The sequence below is a fragment of the Actinomycetospora sp. NBRC 106378 genome, assembly GCF_030269685.1.
Lineage (GTDB): Bacteria > Actinomycetota > Actinomycetes > Mycobacteriales > Pseudonocardiaceae > Actinomycetospora.
Genome location: NZ_BSTT01000007.1, coordinates 91,510 through 105,901, shown reverse-complemented (window position 1 = coordinate 105,901; position 14,392 = coordinate 91,510). Strand labels below are relative to the sequence as shown.

Genomic DNA, 14,392 nt, shown 5'->3' with positions numbered 1-14,392 from the left:
CCCGTTGGAGAAGCCGCCGTGATCCGTCGTCCTACTGCAGGGCTCGCCCTCTTCGCCCTCGCCGTTGGCACCTTCGGCATCGGGACCACCGAGTTCGTCATCATGGGCCTGCTGCCCGAGGTCGCCGCCGGACTCGGGGTGTCGGTGTCGGAGGCCGGGCACCTGATCTCCGCCTACGCCCTCGGCGTCGTCGTCGGGGCCCCGCTGCTCGCCGGCGCCGGGGTGAGCTTCTCCCGACGGCAGGTGCTGGTCGCGTTGATGGGCACGTTCGCCGTCGGGAACCTGCTCTCCGCGCTCGCCCCCGAGATGGGCTCGCTGCTCGTGATCCGGTTCCTGACGGGCCTGCCGCACGGCGCGTTCTTCGGCGCGGCCTCCGTGGCCGCCGCCTCGATGGTCGCCCGCGAGCGCCGTGCCACCGCCGTCGCCCGGGTGTTCCTCGGCCTGACGATCGCCAACGTCGCCGGCGTCCCGCTCGGCACCCTGCTCGGACAGGCGCTCGGCTGGCGGGCGACGTTTGCCGCGGTCGGCGTGATCGGGGTGCTCGCCGTCGTCGCGGTGTGGGCGTTGGTGCCGGAGGCCGCACCGACGGGTGGGGGCCGGGCCGCGCTGAAGAGCGAGGTGTCGGCGCTGCGCCACCCGCAGGTCCTGCTCTCGCTCGGCGCCGTGGTGTTCGGCTTCGGCGCGATGTTCGCCTGCTACTCCTACGTCACTCCGATGCTCACCGACGTCGGCGGCTTCGCCCCGACCACCGTCACCCTGCTCCTCGCCGTGGTGGGCCTCGGCATGACGGCGGGGTCGGTCGTCGGCGGCCGCCTCGCCGACCGCGCGCCGCTCAAGACGCTGTGCGGCTGCCTCGTCGCCCTCGCCGTGGTGCTCGCGACCTTCCCGCTGACGGTCGGGACCCCGGGGCTCGCCGTCGTCTCGCTGTTCGGTGCCGGGATGTTCTCGCTCGCCCTCGGCCCGGCCATCCAGACCCGGATCATGGACATCGTCGGCGACGCCCCCACCATGGCGTCGGCCGCGATCCAGTCCGCCTCGAACGTCGCGAACTCGCTCGGCGCCTGGCTCGGCGGGATCGTGATCGCCGCCGGGTTCGGCCTCCTCGCCCCGGCCCTGGTCGGTGCCGTGCTGGCGGTCGCCGGGCTGGCGGTGCTGCTGGTCAGCGGCGGGCTCCAGGTGCAGGCCCGCCGGGAGGCGCGCCGGGTCGACGGTGTGCTGGTTCCCGCGTGAGGCGTCGTTGGTGACCGAAGGGGCCCCTCGGCCGGTCTGTCCGGCCGAGGGTGCCCTTCGCTCGGGGTTGTGGAGTTCGCACGGCGGTTGGAGTGCGGGACGCGCACATTCGGGATGCGCACCGATCCGGGTCCGGCGAGGACCGCGCGCGACGCACACAGATCCGGCCCCCGGCACGTCTACTCCGGCGTGTATCCCGCGGGACGCACACTCCTGAGCGGTCGACGGCGTGGCGGGGCCGGCACCGGCGTGCTCGCGAGTTCGTGAGCGACGTGCGCACGTGGTCGTGCGACGCGCTCAGGACGTCGGGGTGTCACCGGCGTTGGCGGTAAGGGTGTGCGGGACGCGCAGGGGTGCCCGAGGTCGATCGCCGGACCGGCCGGAGTGTGTGCGGGACGCGCAGGGGCGAGCGGGGTCGCTCGCCGGACCGGCCGGAGTGTGCGCGCGACGCGGAGACCGGGCCGATGGACGATGCGGCGTTTCTGCCGCTGGATGCCGGCAACGACGCTTTCCTGCCACGGAGGAAGGGTCCTGCCACGGAGGAGGGGGCGTCAGCGCGCCGACCACCCGGACCACCGGCCGACCGCCACGTCGATCACCGGCCCCTCGGGCGGGTCGGCGGCGTGCTGGGGGTAGCGGTCGGCCAGCAGGGACCTGGCCTCGTCGAGCGCGTCCCACCGCACCGACGCCTCCCCGTCGGCGCGGACCCACCAGAGCGTGGACCAGTCGTCGGAGTACTCGTCCACGAGCAGGGACACCGCCGGGTTGGCCTCGATGTGGCGCAGCCGCGCCAGGTCGCGGGTCCGTTTGGGCTTCTGGTCGACGGCGATCAGCACCCGGTCGTCCGCCACCGCGAACACCACCGGCACGAGGTGCGGCGCTCCGGAGGGGGTGACGGTCCCGAGCCGGGCGACGCGCGCGGCGGCGAAGCGTGCGCGTGCGTCGTCCGGCCCGAGGGTCGGCATCAGTGCTGCTGCACCAGCGGTGCGAGCTCGTCGAGCTCCTTGAGTACCGTGTCGCGGTCGGCGCTGGTGACGCCGTAGATCACGCGGTCGAGCCCGGCGCGGTGGTAGCCGTCGAGGGCCTCCTGGGAGGTCTCGGCGCCGAAGAGGGACATCGGGATCCGGCCGCGCCCGGCGTCGGCGGCGCGCTGCTGGAGCTTCTCGGCGCGCTCGATGAACTCGTCGACGTTGTCCGGGCCGACGCTCTGCGGCAGCCACTCGTCGCCGAAGGAGAGGATGCGGTCCTCGACGGTCGGCCCCATGCCACCGATGATCACCGGTGGGTGCGGGGAGGTGACCGGCTTGGGCCACGCCCAGGAGTTCTCGAACTGCACGAACTCGCCGTCGTAGGCGGCCTCCTCCTGCGTCCACAGGGCCTTCATGGCGTGGACCTGCTCGCCGAGGAGGCGCATGCGGGTCTTCGGGTTCGTCCCGTGGTCGGCCATCTCCTCGCGGTTCCACCCGCCGCCGATCCCGAACAGGAAGCGGCCGCCGGAGAGCCGGTCGAGGGAGGCGACCTCCTTCGCCGTGTGGATCGTGTCCCGCTGGATGAGCAGGCAGATGCCGGTGGCGACCTTCAGCGTCGTCGTGGCGGCCGCGGCGAAGGAGAGCGCGACGAACGGGTCGTAGGTGTGGACGTACATCCGGGGCAGGTCACCGCCGCCGGGATACGGCGACTGCCGCGAGACCGGGATGTGGGAGTGCTCGGGGAACCACAGCGAGTCGAACCCGCGGTCCTCGACCTCCTTGGCCAGGGTGGCCGGGTCGATGGCGTAGTCGGTCGGGAACATCATGATGCCGTGTTGCACGTTCGGGGTTTCCCGTCGTGACGATCAGCCATGCGGCACGTCATCATGCGCGTCGTGTCGTGGGAAGAAACGCTCACCGAGCAGGAGAAGCGGCGTGCCCGGGAGCAGCTCGAGCAGCTGCTGGAACGGCAGGCCCGGATGGGGCACGCCGACGTCGTCACCTACTACCCCCCGGAGGCGATCGCGCAGCGCGACCTGTTCGCCCTGGCGGGTACGCACGTCGACGGCACGCAGTGGGCGGTGGGCGACTGCGACCACCGATTCCCCCTGCAGTCGATCTCCAAGGTGTTCACCTATGCGTTGGCGCTGGAGGACAACGGGCGGGAGACGACGCTCACCCGCGTCGGCGTCGAACCCTCCGGTGACCCCTTCAACGCGTTGGAGTTCGACCAGGTCAACCGGCGCCCGCACAACCCGATGGTCAACGCCGGTGCCCTGGTCGCCGCGGACATCCTGGGCGGATCGGACGTCGACGAGAAGATCGGCCGGCTCCTGGAGCGGATGCGCATCTACGCCGGGAACCCCGACCTGGACGTCGACGACGAGCTCCTCGACGCGATGCTCGCCGACGCCGACCGCAACCTCGGCATCAGCTACTACATGCGCTCGCTGGGGATGCTCGTCAACGAGGTCGACGAGATCCTCCGCGTCTACCTCGCCGCGTGCTCCGTGCACGTCAGCACCGCGGAGCTCTCGGAGATGGGCGCCACGCTCGCCAACGGCGGGGTGAATCCGCGGACCGGCGAGCGAGCCATGCCGCGCACCTACGTCCGCGACGTCATCGGCGTCATGTTCACCTGTGGCATGTACGACGCCGCGGGGCAGTGGGCCAACGACGTCGGCATCCCGGCCAAGAGCGGGGTCTCCGGCGGGATCATGGCCGCGATCCCCAACCAGGTCGGCCTGTCGGTGTTCTCACCCGGCCTGGACATGCACGGCAACTCGGTCCGCGGCATCAACGTGTTCCGGGAGCTCTCCGACCGCTTCGGCCTGCACATCTTCGCCGACCCGGAGGAGACCCAGCTCGGCCGGCTCGGCGGGCGGGTATGGCCCGAGCCGGCGCCCGAGCCGGAGCCCGGGGCGCTCGATCCGGAACCGCGGGAGGACCTGGGTCCCGACGCTGCATCCGAGCACGCCGATCGGGGGCCGGCGCCGGCGGCGTTGGAGAGCTCGCGGGCCTGACGCCCGCGACGGGAACTGGCTACGGTGCCCGCCGTGGGCATCCTCGATCGTTTCCGTCTCGACGACCGCGTCGCCGTGGTCACCGGCGCCTCCTCCGGGCTCGGCGCGGTGTTCGCGCGCACCCTCGCCGAGGCGGGTGCCGACGTGGTGCTCGGCGCCCGCCGGATCGACAAGCTCGACGAGACCCGGGCCGCCGTCGAGAAGGCCGGTCGCCGCGCCGTCGCGGTGCGCACCGACGTGGCCTCGCCCGACGACTGCCAGACGCTCATCGACACCGCGATGACGGAGTTCGAGCGGGTGGACGTGCTGGTCAACAACGCGGGCATCGGCACCGCGGTGCCGGCCACGAAGGAGACCCCGGAGCAGTTCCGGCAGGTCATCGACGTGAACCTCAACGGTTGTTACTGGATGGCCCAGGCCGCGGCGCGTGTGATGGGGGAGGGCAGCTCCATCGTCAACATCTCGTCGGTCCTCGGCATGACGACGGCGGGTCTGCCGCAGGCGGCGTACTCGGCGTCCAAGGCCGGTCTGATCGGCCTGACCCGCGACCTCGCCCAGCAGTGGACGCCCCGCAAGGGCATCCGCGTCAACGCGATCGCGCCCGGCTTCTTCACCTCGGAGATGACCGACACCTACCAGGACGGCTACCTGGACTCCCAGCTCCCGCGCATCCTCGCCCGCCGCATCGGCGACCCCGAGGAGCTCGCGGCGGCGCTGATCTTCCTGGTCTCCGACGCCGGGTCCTACTGCACCGGCATCACGCTGCCGGTCGAGGGCGGGCTGCTCACGTCGTAGGCACGCGGAGCGCCCCGGGCAGCGTGGTCGCCGCCTCGAGCAGGCTCGGCCCGTACCAGGTCAGCAGCCGCCCGCTGACCAGCGCGGCGGGCGCGTCGAACGCCTCCGGACCGTCGTCGGCGGTGAACCGGTAGGGCTCGTCGGGCAGGACCACGAGGTCGTGGGCCGGGAGGTCGGTCGGGTCGAAGCGCGGGTAGCGCTCCGCGCCCGGCCCGCCGTCGGCGAGGACGTTGTCGACGCCGAGCCGATCGAGCAGCGCCCCCGCGAACGTGTCGCAGCCGACCGCCATCCACGGCCTGCGCCAGATCGGCACGACCGCGCTGCGCCGCTCGTCGTCGGGAACCCGCTCGATCTCCGACCAGGCCTTCTCCGCCCCCTCCAGCCACGCCGGACGCTCCAGGCCGCAGGCGGCGAGCATCCCGTCGAGGCTGGAGAACGCGCCGTCGACGGTGCGGACGTCGGTCACGTACACGGCGATCCCGCGCTCGCGCAGCTCCGCGATGTGCTCGGGCTTGTTCTCCTCGTCGTTCGCGACGACGAGGTCGGGCGCGAGGGCGACGATCGCGTCGAGGTCGGGGTTCTTCGTCCCACGGATGCGCTGGGGCGGGGTCACGACCTGCTCGTCGAGGTCGGTCGGGTGGGTGCACCAGTCGGTGACGCCGACGAGCAGGTGCGGGTCGGAGACGCCGATCGCCTCGGTGAGGGAGGGGACGAGGCTGACCACCCGGCGCACCGTGGCCGGCACCTCCACGGTCGTCCCCTGGTCGTCGATCGGCGTGGCGCTCATGGTCACCAGTCTGCCGGGTGCCCCCGCGCGGTGGCGTCGCTCACCCGGTACCGTGCGTACCTCACACTGGCGAGGAGACGTGATGGACCGCTGGGCGTCCGGCATCGACACCGCGTGGCTGCAGCTCGAGCAGGAGACCAACCGGATGGTCGTGCACGGGCTGTTGTTCTGTGACGGCCCGGTCGATCTCGACGAGCTGCGGGCGCGGATCCGGGAACGGTGGGTCGACGTCTACCCGGGGTTCCGGCAACGCCCCACCTGGCCGACCGGCCCGATCGGCCCCGCCCGGTGGGTGGACGCGCCGCCGGACCTCTCCGTGCACGTCACGACGATGGCCCTCGCGGCGCCGGGGGACGACCGGACGCTGGCCCGGCGGATCGGCGAGCTGATGTCGACGCCGCTGCCCGCCGACCGGCCCTGGTGGCGCGTGGAGGCGATCACCGGCTACGACGGCACCGCCGTGCACGTCGCGATCCACCACGGTCTCGCCGACGGGGTGGCGCTCAACCACCTGTTCCACGCCCTGGCCGACCCGGTGTCCGACCCGCGCACGCCGGCCGCCTACGTCGAGCCGCCGCGCGGGGCGCAGCCGGTTCACGACGTCCGGCTCTTCCGCCGCGAGGTCCGGGACCGGGCGTCCGCGCTCTGGGCGACGGTCCGGCGCTCGGGGACGCCCGAGGGGGCCGCGGAGCTCGGCGCCACCGGCCGGGCGATCAAGAACTCGGCGTGGCTGCTCGCGAGCCCGCCCCGGGAGAAGCCCTCCCCGCTGCAGGGGCGGCCCGGCGTCGCGAAGGGGGCCCGGTGGACCCGGGACCTGGAGCTCGACGTCGTGAAGGCGGCCGGGAAGGCTGCGGGCGGCAGCGTCAACGACGTCCTGTGCGCGGCGATCGCCGGGGCCCTGCGGACGTACCTCGGTGAGGACGTGCCCCGGCTGCGCGCGGTGATGCCGACCAACCTGCGACCGTTGGACCGGCCGATCTCCGCCGAGCTCGGCAACGAGTTCGGGCTGGTCCTGCCGCCGCTGCCCACCGACGAGCCGGACCGCGGTCGGCGCATCGAGCGGATGCACCGGTCGATGGCGACGATCAAGCGCACGAACCAGGCGCTGGCGAGCTTCACCGGGATCGCGGCGGCCGGGTTGGGGACGCCGTCGCACACCCAGAAGCTGGTCGCGCGCTACGCCCGGGCCGGCTCGCTGATCATCTCGAACGTGCCGGGACCGCTGGAGGAGCTCACCCTCGGGTCGGTGCACGTCCGGGACGTCATGTTCTGGGTGCCGTGCTCCGCGCGGCTCGGACTCGGCGTCTCCGTGCTGTCCTACGCGGGCCGCGTGCGGCTGGGCATCGACGCCGACCTCGGGCTCATCGGCGGGCAGGAGGGCCTCGACCGGTTCGCGGAGGCGTTGGACGAGGAGCTGCGCGCTCTGTGAGCGACGCGGTGACGGCGGGTGACCCGTCTCCGCGGACCGTGCCGGGGAACCGATGCCGCTCGCACCGGTTCCCCGCGGTGGTCCGGGAGGCGGGATCACTTCGCGTGACCGGAGGCGCTAGAACTCGGTGACCCCCGCGTCGGGCGCCAGCTCGTGCGCCGTGATGTAGCGCGACTCGTCCGAGGCGAGGAAGAGCACCGTCTGCGCGACGTCCTCCGGCATCGTCACGTCCACCGGCAGCAGGTTGGTGAACATCGCCCGCGGGCGGGGGTTCTCGGCCATCGCCTCGCCGAGCGCGGACTGCATCGCCTCGCCGGTCATCCCGGTGAGGACGCCCGTCGGGTGCACGCTGTTGACGCGGATCGAGTGCTGCGCGAGCTCGGCGGCGAACGCCTTCGCCATGCCGCGGACGGCCCACTTGCTCGCGGTGTACGGGACCATGTACGGCTGCACCTTCATGCCGGCCGCCGAGCTGATGACGATGACCGAGCCCCCGCCCGCCGTCACCAGGTGCGGTGCGCCCACCATGATCGTGTTCCAGGTGCCGGTCACGTTGACGTCGAGGGTGTCCCGGAAGATCTCCGGCGTCACCCGGTGCCAGGTGCGGGGGATGCAGATGCCCGCGTTGGCCACGACGACGTCGAGCCGCCCCAACCGCGCCACGGCGTCGTCGACCAGGGTGCGCAGCCCGTCGAGGTCGCGGACGTCGACCCGGCCCGCGACCGCCCGCCGCCCGGTCTTCTCCACCAGGGCCACGGTCTCGTCGAGCTCGCCCGGCGTCGCCGCGGCGTAGTCGACCCCGGGCAGCGGCCCGCAGACGTCGACGACGATCACGTCGGCCCCCTCCTCGGCGAGCCGGACCGCATCCGCCCGCCCCTGCCCGCGGGCAGCGCCGGTGACCAGCGCGACCTTTCCCTCGACCCGTCCGCTCATGTGCCCGTCCCTTCGGCTGTGGCCGATTCCTCATTTGATGGCGCCTACTGCCACAAAAGATACCGTGGGACGACCCGAGCGGAAGGAGCAACCGTGACGGTGCACCCGGAGCAGCGGATCGACCTGGAAGCCCTGCGCGCCCGGTACCGGGCCGAGCGGGACCGCCGTCTGCGCCCCGACGGCGACGACCAGTACACCCCGCTGGCCGACCGACGCGGCGCCGGCGACCCCTGGACCTCCGGCGAGGACCGGCGCGACCCGGTGGACGACGCGGTGGACGCCCTGGTGGTCGGCGGCGGGTTCGGCGGCCTGGTCGCGGCGGCCCGCCTGCGCGACGCCGGGCTCGAGCGGATCCGGATCGTCGACGCCGCGGGTGACCTCGGCGGCACCTGGTACTGGAACCGCTACCCGGGCGTGGCCTGTGACGTGGAGTCCTACATCTACCTGCCGCTGCTCGAGGAGGTCGGGGTGATGCCGACCCGCAAGTATGCGCCGGGCGAGGAGATCCGTCAGCACGCCCGGGCCATCGGCCGACGGTTCGACCTGTACCGCGACGCGCTCCTGCGCACCGAGGTCACGAGCCTGCGCTGGGACGACGACGCCGCCCGTTGGACCGTCCGCACCGACCACGGCGACGTCGTCGCGGCCCGCTACGTCGTCGTCTCCAGCGGCCCGTTCAACCGGCCGAAGCTGCCCGGCATCCCCGGCCTCGCCGACTTCCGCGGCCACACCTTCCACACCAGCCGCTGGGACTACGCCCACACCGGCGGGGGTCCCGACGGCGGCCTCGACCGGCTCGCCGACCGTCGGGTCGCCGTCATCGGCACCGGGGCCACGGCGATCCAGGCGGTCCCGCACCTGGCCGAGGGTGCGCGGCACCTGTACGTCGTGCAGCGCACGCCGTCCACCGTCGACGAGCGCGGCGACCGGCCGACCGACCCGGCCTGGTGGGACTCCCTCGAACCCGGCTGGCAGCGCGCGCGACGGGAGAACTTCCTCGACCTGGTCGACGGGCGGCACGCCGACGTCGACCTCGTCGACGACCGCTGGACCGACACCGCCCCGGTGCGGGGCAGCCGTCGTCGGGCACGGGGCGAGGAGGAACCCGCGCTGGCGACCGAGCTGGCGGACGCCGAGAAGATGACCGAGATCCGGGCGCGGGTGGACGACCTCGTCGTCGACCCGACGGTCGCTGCGGCGCTCAAGCCCTGGTACCGCCAGATGTGCAAGCGCCCGACGTTCTCCGACCGCTACCTGCAGGCGTTCAACCGGCCCGACGTCACGCTGCTCGACACCCGCGGCGCCGGCGTCGAGCGCGTGACCGCCGACGGGATCGTCGTCGACGGCGTCGAGTACCCCGTCGACACGATCGTGCTGGCCACCGGCTTCGAGCTCGGCGTGGACCCCGCGACGCGGGCGGGCGCCGACATCCGCGGGCGCGGCGGGCTGCCGCTGGCCGAGTACTGGGCCGACGGGCTGCGCACGTTGCACGGCTGGGTCAGCCGCGGCTTCCCGAACCTGTTCCACCTCGGTTCGACCCAGAACGCCGCCTCGCCCAACTTCGCGCACGTCCTCGAGGTGCAGGCCGAGCACGTTGCCGGGGTGGTCGCGGAGGCCGAGGCCCGCGGCGACGTGCTGGTGGAGCCGAGCGCCGCCGCCGAGGACCGCTGGGTGGCGACGATCCGCGAGCGGGCGGTGGACCTGCAGGTGTTCCAGGCCGCCTGCACGCCCGGGTACTACAACGGCGAGGGGCGGCCGCGACGCCGGTCCGAGCAGTTCGGCGGCGGCCCCGTCGAGTTCCACGCGGTGCTCGCCGAGTGGCGTGCGCACGGCGACCGCGAGGAGGTGTTCACGGCCCGATGACGGCCCGCCCGTTCCACGGCGTCGGCGGGACGCCCGAGCCGCTCGCGCCCGGCGTCGTCGTCTCCGCGCTCGTGGAGCCGAACCCGCTGCACGCCTCCAACGGCCTCGCGTTCGCCCCGGACGGCCGGCTGTGGATCGCGCAGTTCCTCGGTGGCACCGTGTCCGCGCTCGACCTCGCGACCGGCTCGCTCGAGCCCGTGCTCGGGTCGGAGGGACCGCTGACCGCGCCGGACGACCTCGCCTTCGCCGACGACGGGTCCTGCTACGTCGTCGACCTCCCGCCCGGCCTGGTCTGGCGGCGGACGCCGGACGGGACGCTGTCGCTGGTCACCGACGGGATCGTCGCACCGGACGGGATCGCCACGTGGCGGGGGCGCCTGTTCGTCAACGAACTCGCGCCCGACGGTCGGCTGCTGGAGATCCTTCCCGACGGCCGGTGGCACGAGCTGGCGGCCGGGCTCGCCCTGGGCAACGCGATGGCCGTCGGTCCCGACGGGCGGCTCGTGTACCCGCACCTGTCGGGCGGCGAGGTGTGGGCGGTCGATCCCGACGGCGGGGAGCCCGAGCGGCTGCTCGACGGCCTCGACCGGCCCGTGGCGGTCCGGTTCGACGCGGGGGGCCGGATGCTGGTGCTGTCGAACGCGGACGGGTCGGTGCTGGTGGACGGGCGTGACCCGGTGTCGACCGGCGTGCGCGGGGCGGACAACCTCGCGGTCGGCCCGGACGGCACCTGGTACGTCACCGGTGCCTTCACCGGCGGGCTGGTGGCGCTCGCGCCCGGCGGGTCCCGACGGCAGGTCCTCCCGCCGGGCCTGTGCGGTCCGTTCGGCCTGGCGTCGGTGGGCGGCCGGATCGTGGCGGCGGACCACCACACGCTGGCCGAGCTGGTCGACGGTGCCGTGTGCGCCCACGAGGTCGGGGCCCACGGGTTGCGGGGGCTGGCGGCGATGCACGGCGAGCTGCTCGTCACCACCGAGGCGGGCGAGCTGCGGTGCGGGACCGTCGGCGGCCGGTGGCACCGGGTGGCGCGCGGCTTGGACCGGCCGTGCGGGCTGGTGGCGGCCGGGGGAGAGGTGCTGGTCGCGGAGTCGGGGGTCGACCGCGTGGTGCGCGTCGGCCGCGCCGGCGAGATCGACCCCGTCGCGTCGGGGTTCGACCGCCTGGTCGACCTCGCCGCGGCCGACGGCGAGGTGTGGGTGACCGACGCGGGCCGCGGCCAGGTCGTGCGGCTCTCGGACGGTCTCGTGGTGGCCGCCGGACTCGCGCGGCCCGAGGGTCTGGTGGCCCATCGCGGTGCGCTCGTCGTGGTCGAGGCGGCCGCGGGTCGGCTCACGCGGGTGGACCCGCGCACCCGGACGAGCACACCCGTCGTCGGGAACCTCCCGCTGGCGACGCTGCCGCCCCACGTGCCCGCGCACGGGTCGGGCACCGGGTCGCTCGCGCAGCGGCCCGCGCCGTACGCGGCGTTGGCCGTGCACGACGGCGGGCTGGTGGTCGGGCTGACCGGGACCGGGGGCGTCCTGCGCGTCGGGTGCTAGGTCCTCGCACCGATCTCACCCCGCGCGCAGCCCCTCGACGAGGAGCGCGGCGAGCCGCCGGGCCGCCGCCGGGCGGTCCGCCTCGGGCAGGCCGTCGAGCCCGCGCGTCGCCAGGAGGGTGAGGACGAGGTCGTCCGGGCGGAAGTCCCGGCGCAGATTCCCCTCGGCCTGCGCCCGCCGGACGAGGCGGGCGACCCCGTCCAGCGCGACCCGTCGTTCGGTGGAGAGGTCGACGGCGTCGGGGAAGGTCGTCAGGAAGGCCTCGGTGAAGCCGCGGTTGCGGGCGTGCAGGACGCACAGCCGGTCGATCATCCGGCGCAGGCCCTCCCACGCGGACGGGGCGGCGAGGCCCTCGTCGACCGCGGCGCGGCAGACCTGCATCTCGGCCGCGAACGCGTCCGCGGCGAGGTCCTGCTTCGTCGGGAAGTGCCGGTAGAGCGTGGCCGGGCCGACACCGGCGTGCCGGGCGACCTCCCGCATCGGCACGTCGAGCCCGTCGCGGGCGAACAGGACGCGGGCCGCGTCGAGCCGGCGGGCGCGGTTCTCCACGGCGTCGCTGCGCCGGATCCGGGTCATCTGCTCGCCCACGACTCTCACCTGAGTCAACCGGACGCCTCCGTCCGTGAGCGTCCGGCGCCGTGCAGACGGTCGAGATCGGGACGTTCGGGCCCGCCGAGGGGCTGGTGGTGGTGGACCGCCCCGAGCCGGTCCCGGGGGCCGGGCAGGTGGTGGTGGCGGCCGAGGCGATCGGCGTCGGTGGGGTCGACGCCGTGATCCGTCGCGGCACCCTCGGCGGGTACGGGTTCCCGACGGGGTTCGTCCCCGGCGCCGAGGTCGCGGGGACGGTCACGGCGGCGGGCGAGGGCGTCGACCCGGGCTGGGTCGGCCGGCGCGTGTGGGCCTTCACCGGGACCGGCGGGGCCTACGCCGAGCAGGCCGTCGCGGACGCGCGGGACCTGGCCGTCCTGCCGAAGGGGCTGGACGGCGCTGCGGCGGTGACCCTCGGGAACTCGGGCGTGGTCGCCCACTTCGCGCTCGCGCAGGCCCACCTCGCCGCGGGGGAGTCGGTGCTCGTCCGGGGTGCCGCCGGGAGCATCGGGATCGCGACGGTGCAGCTGGCGCGCCGGGCGGGCGCGGGTGCCGTCGCCGTGACGACGTCGTCGGCCGGACGGGGGGAGCGGCTCCGCGCGCTCGGAGCCACCGACGTCCTCGACCGCGCCGGGGTCGGTGGGCCCGCCGAGTTCGACGTCGTGGTCGACGTCATCGGCGGGGCCGACCTCCCGTCCTTCGTCGACCGCCTCGCACCGAACGGGCGCCTGGTCGTGGTCGGGGTGGTCGCCGGCATGCCGCCCGCGGACCTCGGGTCGCGCCTGTTCGCGAACTTCCGGCGGTCCGTCTCGATCGGCACCTTCAGCGCCGACACGGTCCCCCGCGACCGGCAGCACGCCGTCCGGGACGACCAGTTCGCGGCGGCCGCCCGCGGAGAGCTGACCACCGTGGTGCACGACGTCCTCCCGCTCGCCGACGCCGTGGAGGCCCACCGGCGGATGGACGCGGGCGAGGTGTTCGGCCGGATCGTCCTGGTGCCCTAACCCTCCGTGCAGCCGTCCTGCAGGTCCTGCGCGACCTGGCACGCCGACGGCTGGTCCGGGTCCGCGGTGGCCAGGCGGGCGAGCAGCTCGCGCAGGGTGTCGCGCTCGTCGGGGCCGAGCGGGGCGAGCATGTGGTCCTCGGCCTCGCGCAGCCGCCGCTCGAGCTCGCAGAGGCGCTCGCGGCCGGCTTCGGTGAGCTCGACGCGCCGGGCGCGACGGTCGGCCGGATCGGGCCGGCGTTCGACCAGGCCCTCGGACTGGATCTCGTCGAGCAGGTAGGTCATCACCGTGCGGTCGACGCCGAGCTTGCGGGCGAGCGCGAGCTGCGTGCTCGGTTCCCCGCGGGCGACCGCCGCCAGGACCTGGTAGCCGCGCGGGCCACCCGGGAGGCCGACCAGCACGGTCTGGGCGGTCTTCAGGTGGGCGCGCGCGACGCGACCGAGGGCCCAGCCCAGGTCCGACTCCACCTGCCGCGGCGTGCTCACGATCTCAACATACGCGGTTGCGCAGGAAATCTTCCGTAGAGATAGTCTGTTGAGCAGAACATCTCGACAGACGCACACCCGGGAGATCGACATGAGCCTGCTCCGCATCGACAGCAGCATCCGTCCGCAGGGCTCGGTGAGCCGTGAGGTGCTCGACAGCCTCGAGCGCTCCTACCTCGAGTCGGACCCGGGCGCCGCGGTGGTCCGCCGCGACCTCGGCGCCGACCCGATCGGAGCGGCGACCTGGGCGACCGCCGTCGGCGCCGGGATGACGCCGGAGGGCGAGCGCACCGAGGAGCAGCGGGCGGCCCTCGCGACGGCGGCCGAGCTGGCCGACGAACTCCTGGCCGCCGACGCGGTGGTCATCGGCTCGCCGCTCTACAACTTCGGGATCGCGGCCCACCTCAAGAGCTGGGTCGACGTGCTCATCACCGACCCGCGCTTCGCGCCCGGCACCTCACCCCTGGCCGGCACCCCGGTGGTCCTCGTGGTCTCCCGCGGCGGCGGCTACGGCCCGGGCACCCCGCGCGAGGGCTGGGACCACGGCACCGGCTGGATCACCCGCATCCTGCGCGACGTCTGGGGCGCCGACGTCACCGTGGTCGAGGCCGAGCTGACCCTCGCCGAGGTGGTCCCGGCCATGGCCGAGCTCCGCCCGCTCGCCGCGCAGAAGCGGGCCGAGGCCCACGAGGCGGCGGCGAAGCTGGGTGTGGCGCTGCGCGCCTCGTGAGCACTAATCCGTGCCAGA

14 protein-coding genes are annotated in these 14,392 nt (G+C 74.2%); 8 read left to right on the top strand and 6 right to left on the bottom strand.

The window, feature by feature from the left end; genetic code table 11:
* Positions 1-18: 18 nt before the first annotated feature.
* On the top strand, positions 19-1,230 hold the full coding sequence (locus QSK00_RS17240) for an MFS transporter (protein ID WP_285592387.1): 1,212 nt from the start codon (positions 19-21) through the stop codon (positions 1,228-1,230).
* A gap of 551 nt (positions 1,231-1,781) precedes the next feature.
* On the opposite strand, the gene QSK00_RS17235 is transcribed toward QSK00_RS17240, so the two are convergent.
* Positions 1,782-2,195 carry a TIGR03668 family PPOX class F420-dependent oxidoreductase gene (locus QSK00_RS17235; protein ID WP_285592386.1) on the bottom strand — a complete coding sequence of 138 codons (414 nt, stop codon included), beginning with the start codon at positions 2,193-2,195 and terminating at the stop codon, positions 1,782-1,784.
* Positions 2,195-3,025, bottom strand: a complete 831-nt coding sequence (locus tag QSK00_RS17230; RefSeq protein ID WP_285592385.1) for an LLM class F420-dependent oxidoreductase — start codon at positions 3,023-3,025, stop codon at positions 2,195-2,197. The genes QSK00_RS17235 and QSK00_RS17230 overlap by 1 nt, the downstream gene beginning before the upstream one ends.
* A gap of 60 nt (positions 3,026-3,085) precedes the next feature.
* Between QSK00_RS17230 and glsA the strand changes: the two genes are divergently transcribed.
* Together glsA and QSK00_RS17220 are read left to right on the top strand one after the other, a co-directional pair.
* Positions 3,086-4,222 (top strand): glutaminase A, encoded by a 1,137-nt coding sequence (gene glsA / locus QSK00_RS17225; protein WP_285592548.1) that lies wholly within the window; start codon positions 3,086-3,088, stop codon positions 4,220-4,222.
* A gap of 33 nt (positions 4,223-4,255) precedes the next feature.
* Positions 4,256-5,017 carry an SDR family NAD(P)-dependent oxidoreductase gene (locus QSK00_RS17220; RefSeq protein WP_285592384.1) on the top strand — a complete coding sequence of 254 codons (762 nt, stop codon included), beginning with the start codon at positions 4,256-4,258 and terminating at the stop codon, positions 5,015-5,017.
* Here QSK00_RS17220 and QSK00_RS17215 read toward each other — a convergent pair.
* Positions 5,007-5,804 (bottom strand): helical backbone metal receptor, encoded by a 798-nt coding sequence (locus QSK00_RS17215; RefSeq protein ID WP_285592383.1) that lies wholly within the window; start codon positions 5,802-5,804, stop codon positions 5,007-5,009. The two genes, QSK00_RS17220 and QSK00_RS17215, sit on opposite strands and share 11 nt — an antisense overlap.
* Before the next feature lie 82 nt (positions 5,805-5,886).
* Here QSK00_RS17215 and QSK00_RS17210 point away from each other — a divergent pair, with 82 nt between their 5' ends.
* Positions 5,887-7,233: a wax ester/triacylglycerol synthase domain-containing protein gene (locus QSK00_RS17210; RefSeq protein WP_285592381.1), complete on the top strand. Its 1,347-nt coding sequence runs from the start codon at positions 5,887-5,889 to the stop codon at positions 7,231-7,233.
* Between the two features lie 117 nt (positions 7,234-7,350).
* On the opposite strand, the gene QSK00_RS17205 is transcribed toward QSK00_RS17210, so the two are convergent.
* Positions 7,351-8,166, bottom strand: a complete 816-nt coding sequence (locus QSK00_RS17205; protein ID WP_285592379.1) for a mycofactocin-coupled SDR family oxidoreductase — start codon at positions 8,164-8,166, stop codon at positions 7,351-7,353.
* Positions 8,167-8,259: 93 nt separating this feature from the next.
* Between QSK00_RS17205 and QSK00_RS17200 the strand changes: the two genes are divergently transcribed.
* Together QSK00_RS17200 and QSK00_RS17195 are read left to right on the top strand one after the other, a co-directional pair.
* A complete protein-coding gene (locus QSK00_RS17200; RefSeq protein ID WP_285592377.1) occupies positions 8,260-10,029 on the top strand; it encodes a flavin-containing monooxygenase in 1,770 nt (589 codons plus the stop codon).
* A complete protein-coding gene (locus QSK00_RS17195; protein ID WP_285592375.1) occupies positions 10,026-11,567 on the top strand; it encodes a hypothetical protein in 1,542 nt (513 codons plus the stop codon). The genes QSK00_RS17200 and QSK00_RS17195 overlap by 4 nt, the downstream gene beginning before the upstream one ends.
* A 15-nt stretch (positions 11,568-11,582) precedes the next feature.
* On the opposite strand, the gene QSK00_RS17190 is transcribed toward QSK00_RS17195, so the two are convergent.
* Positions 11,583-12,155: a TetR/AcrR family transcriptional regulator gene (locus QSK00_RS17190; protein WP_285592374.1), complete on the bottom strand. Its 573-nt coding sequence runs from the start codon at positions 12,153-12,155 to the stop codon at positions 11,583-11,585.
* Between the two features lie 50 nt (positions 12,156-12,205).
* Here QSK00_RS17190 and QSK00_RS17185 point away from each other — a divergent pair, with 50 nt between their 5' ends.
* The gene (locus QSK00_RS17185; RefSeq protein ID WP_285592373.1) at positions 12,206-13,159 is read left to right on the top strand and encodes a zinc-binding dehydrogenase; all 954 of its coding nucleotides are present in this window, start codon (positions 12,206-12,208) and stop codon (positions 13,157-13,159) included.
* Here QSK00_RS17185 and QSK00_RS17180 read toward each other — a convergent pair.
* Positions 13,156-13,644 carry a MarR family winged helix-turn-helix transcriptional regulator gene (locus QSK00_RS17180; protein WP_285592372.1) on the bottom strand — a complete coding sequence of 163 codons (489 nt, stop codon included), beginning with the start codon at positions 13,642-13,644 and terminating at the stop codon, positions 13,156-13,158. The two genes, QSK00_RS17185 and QSK00_RS17180, sit on opposite strands and share 4 nt — an antisense overlap.
* 91 nt (positions 13,645-13,735) lie before the next feature.
* On the opposite strand from QSK00_RS17180, the gene QSK00_RS17175 reads away from it, so the two are divergent.
* Complete coding sequence (locus tag QSK00_RS17175; protein ID WP_285592371.1) at positions 13,736-14,374, top strand: FMN-dependent NADH-azoreductase; 639 nt, start codon at positions 13,736-13,738, stop codon at positions 14,372-14,374.
* Positions 14,375-14,392: the final 18 nt, after the last annotated feature.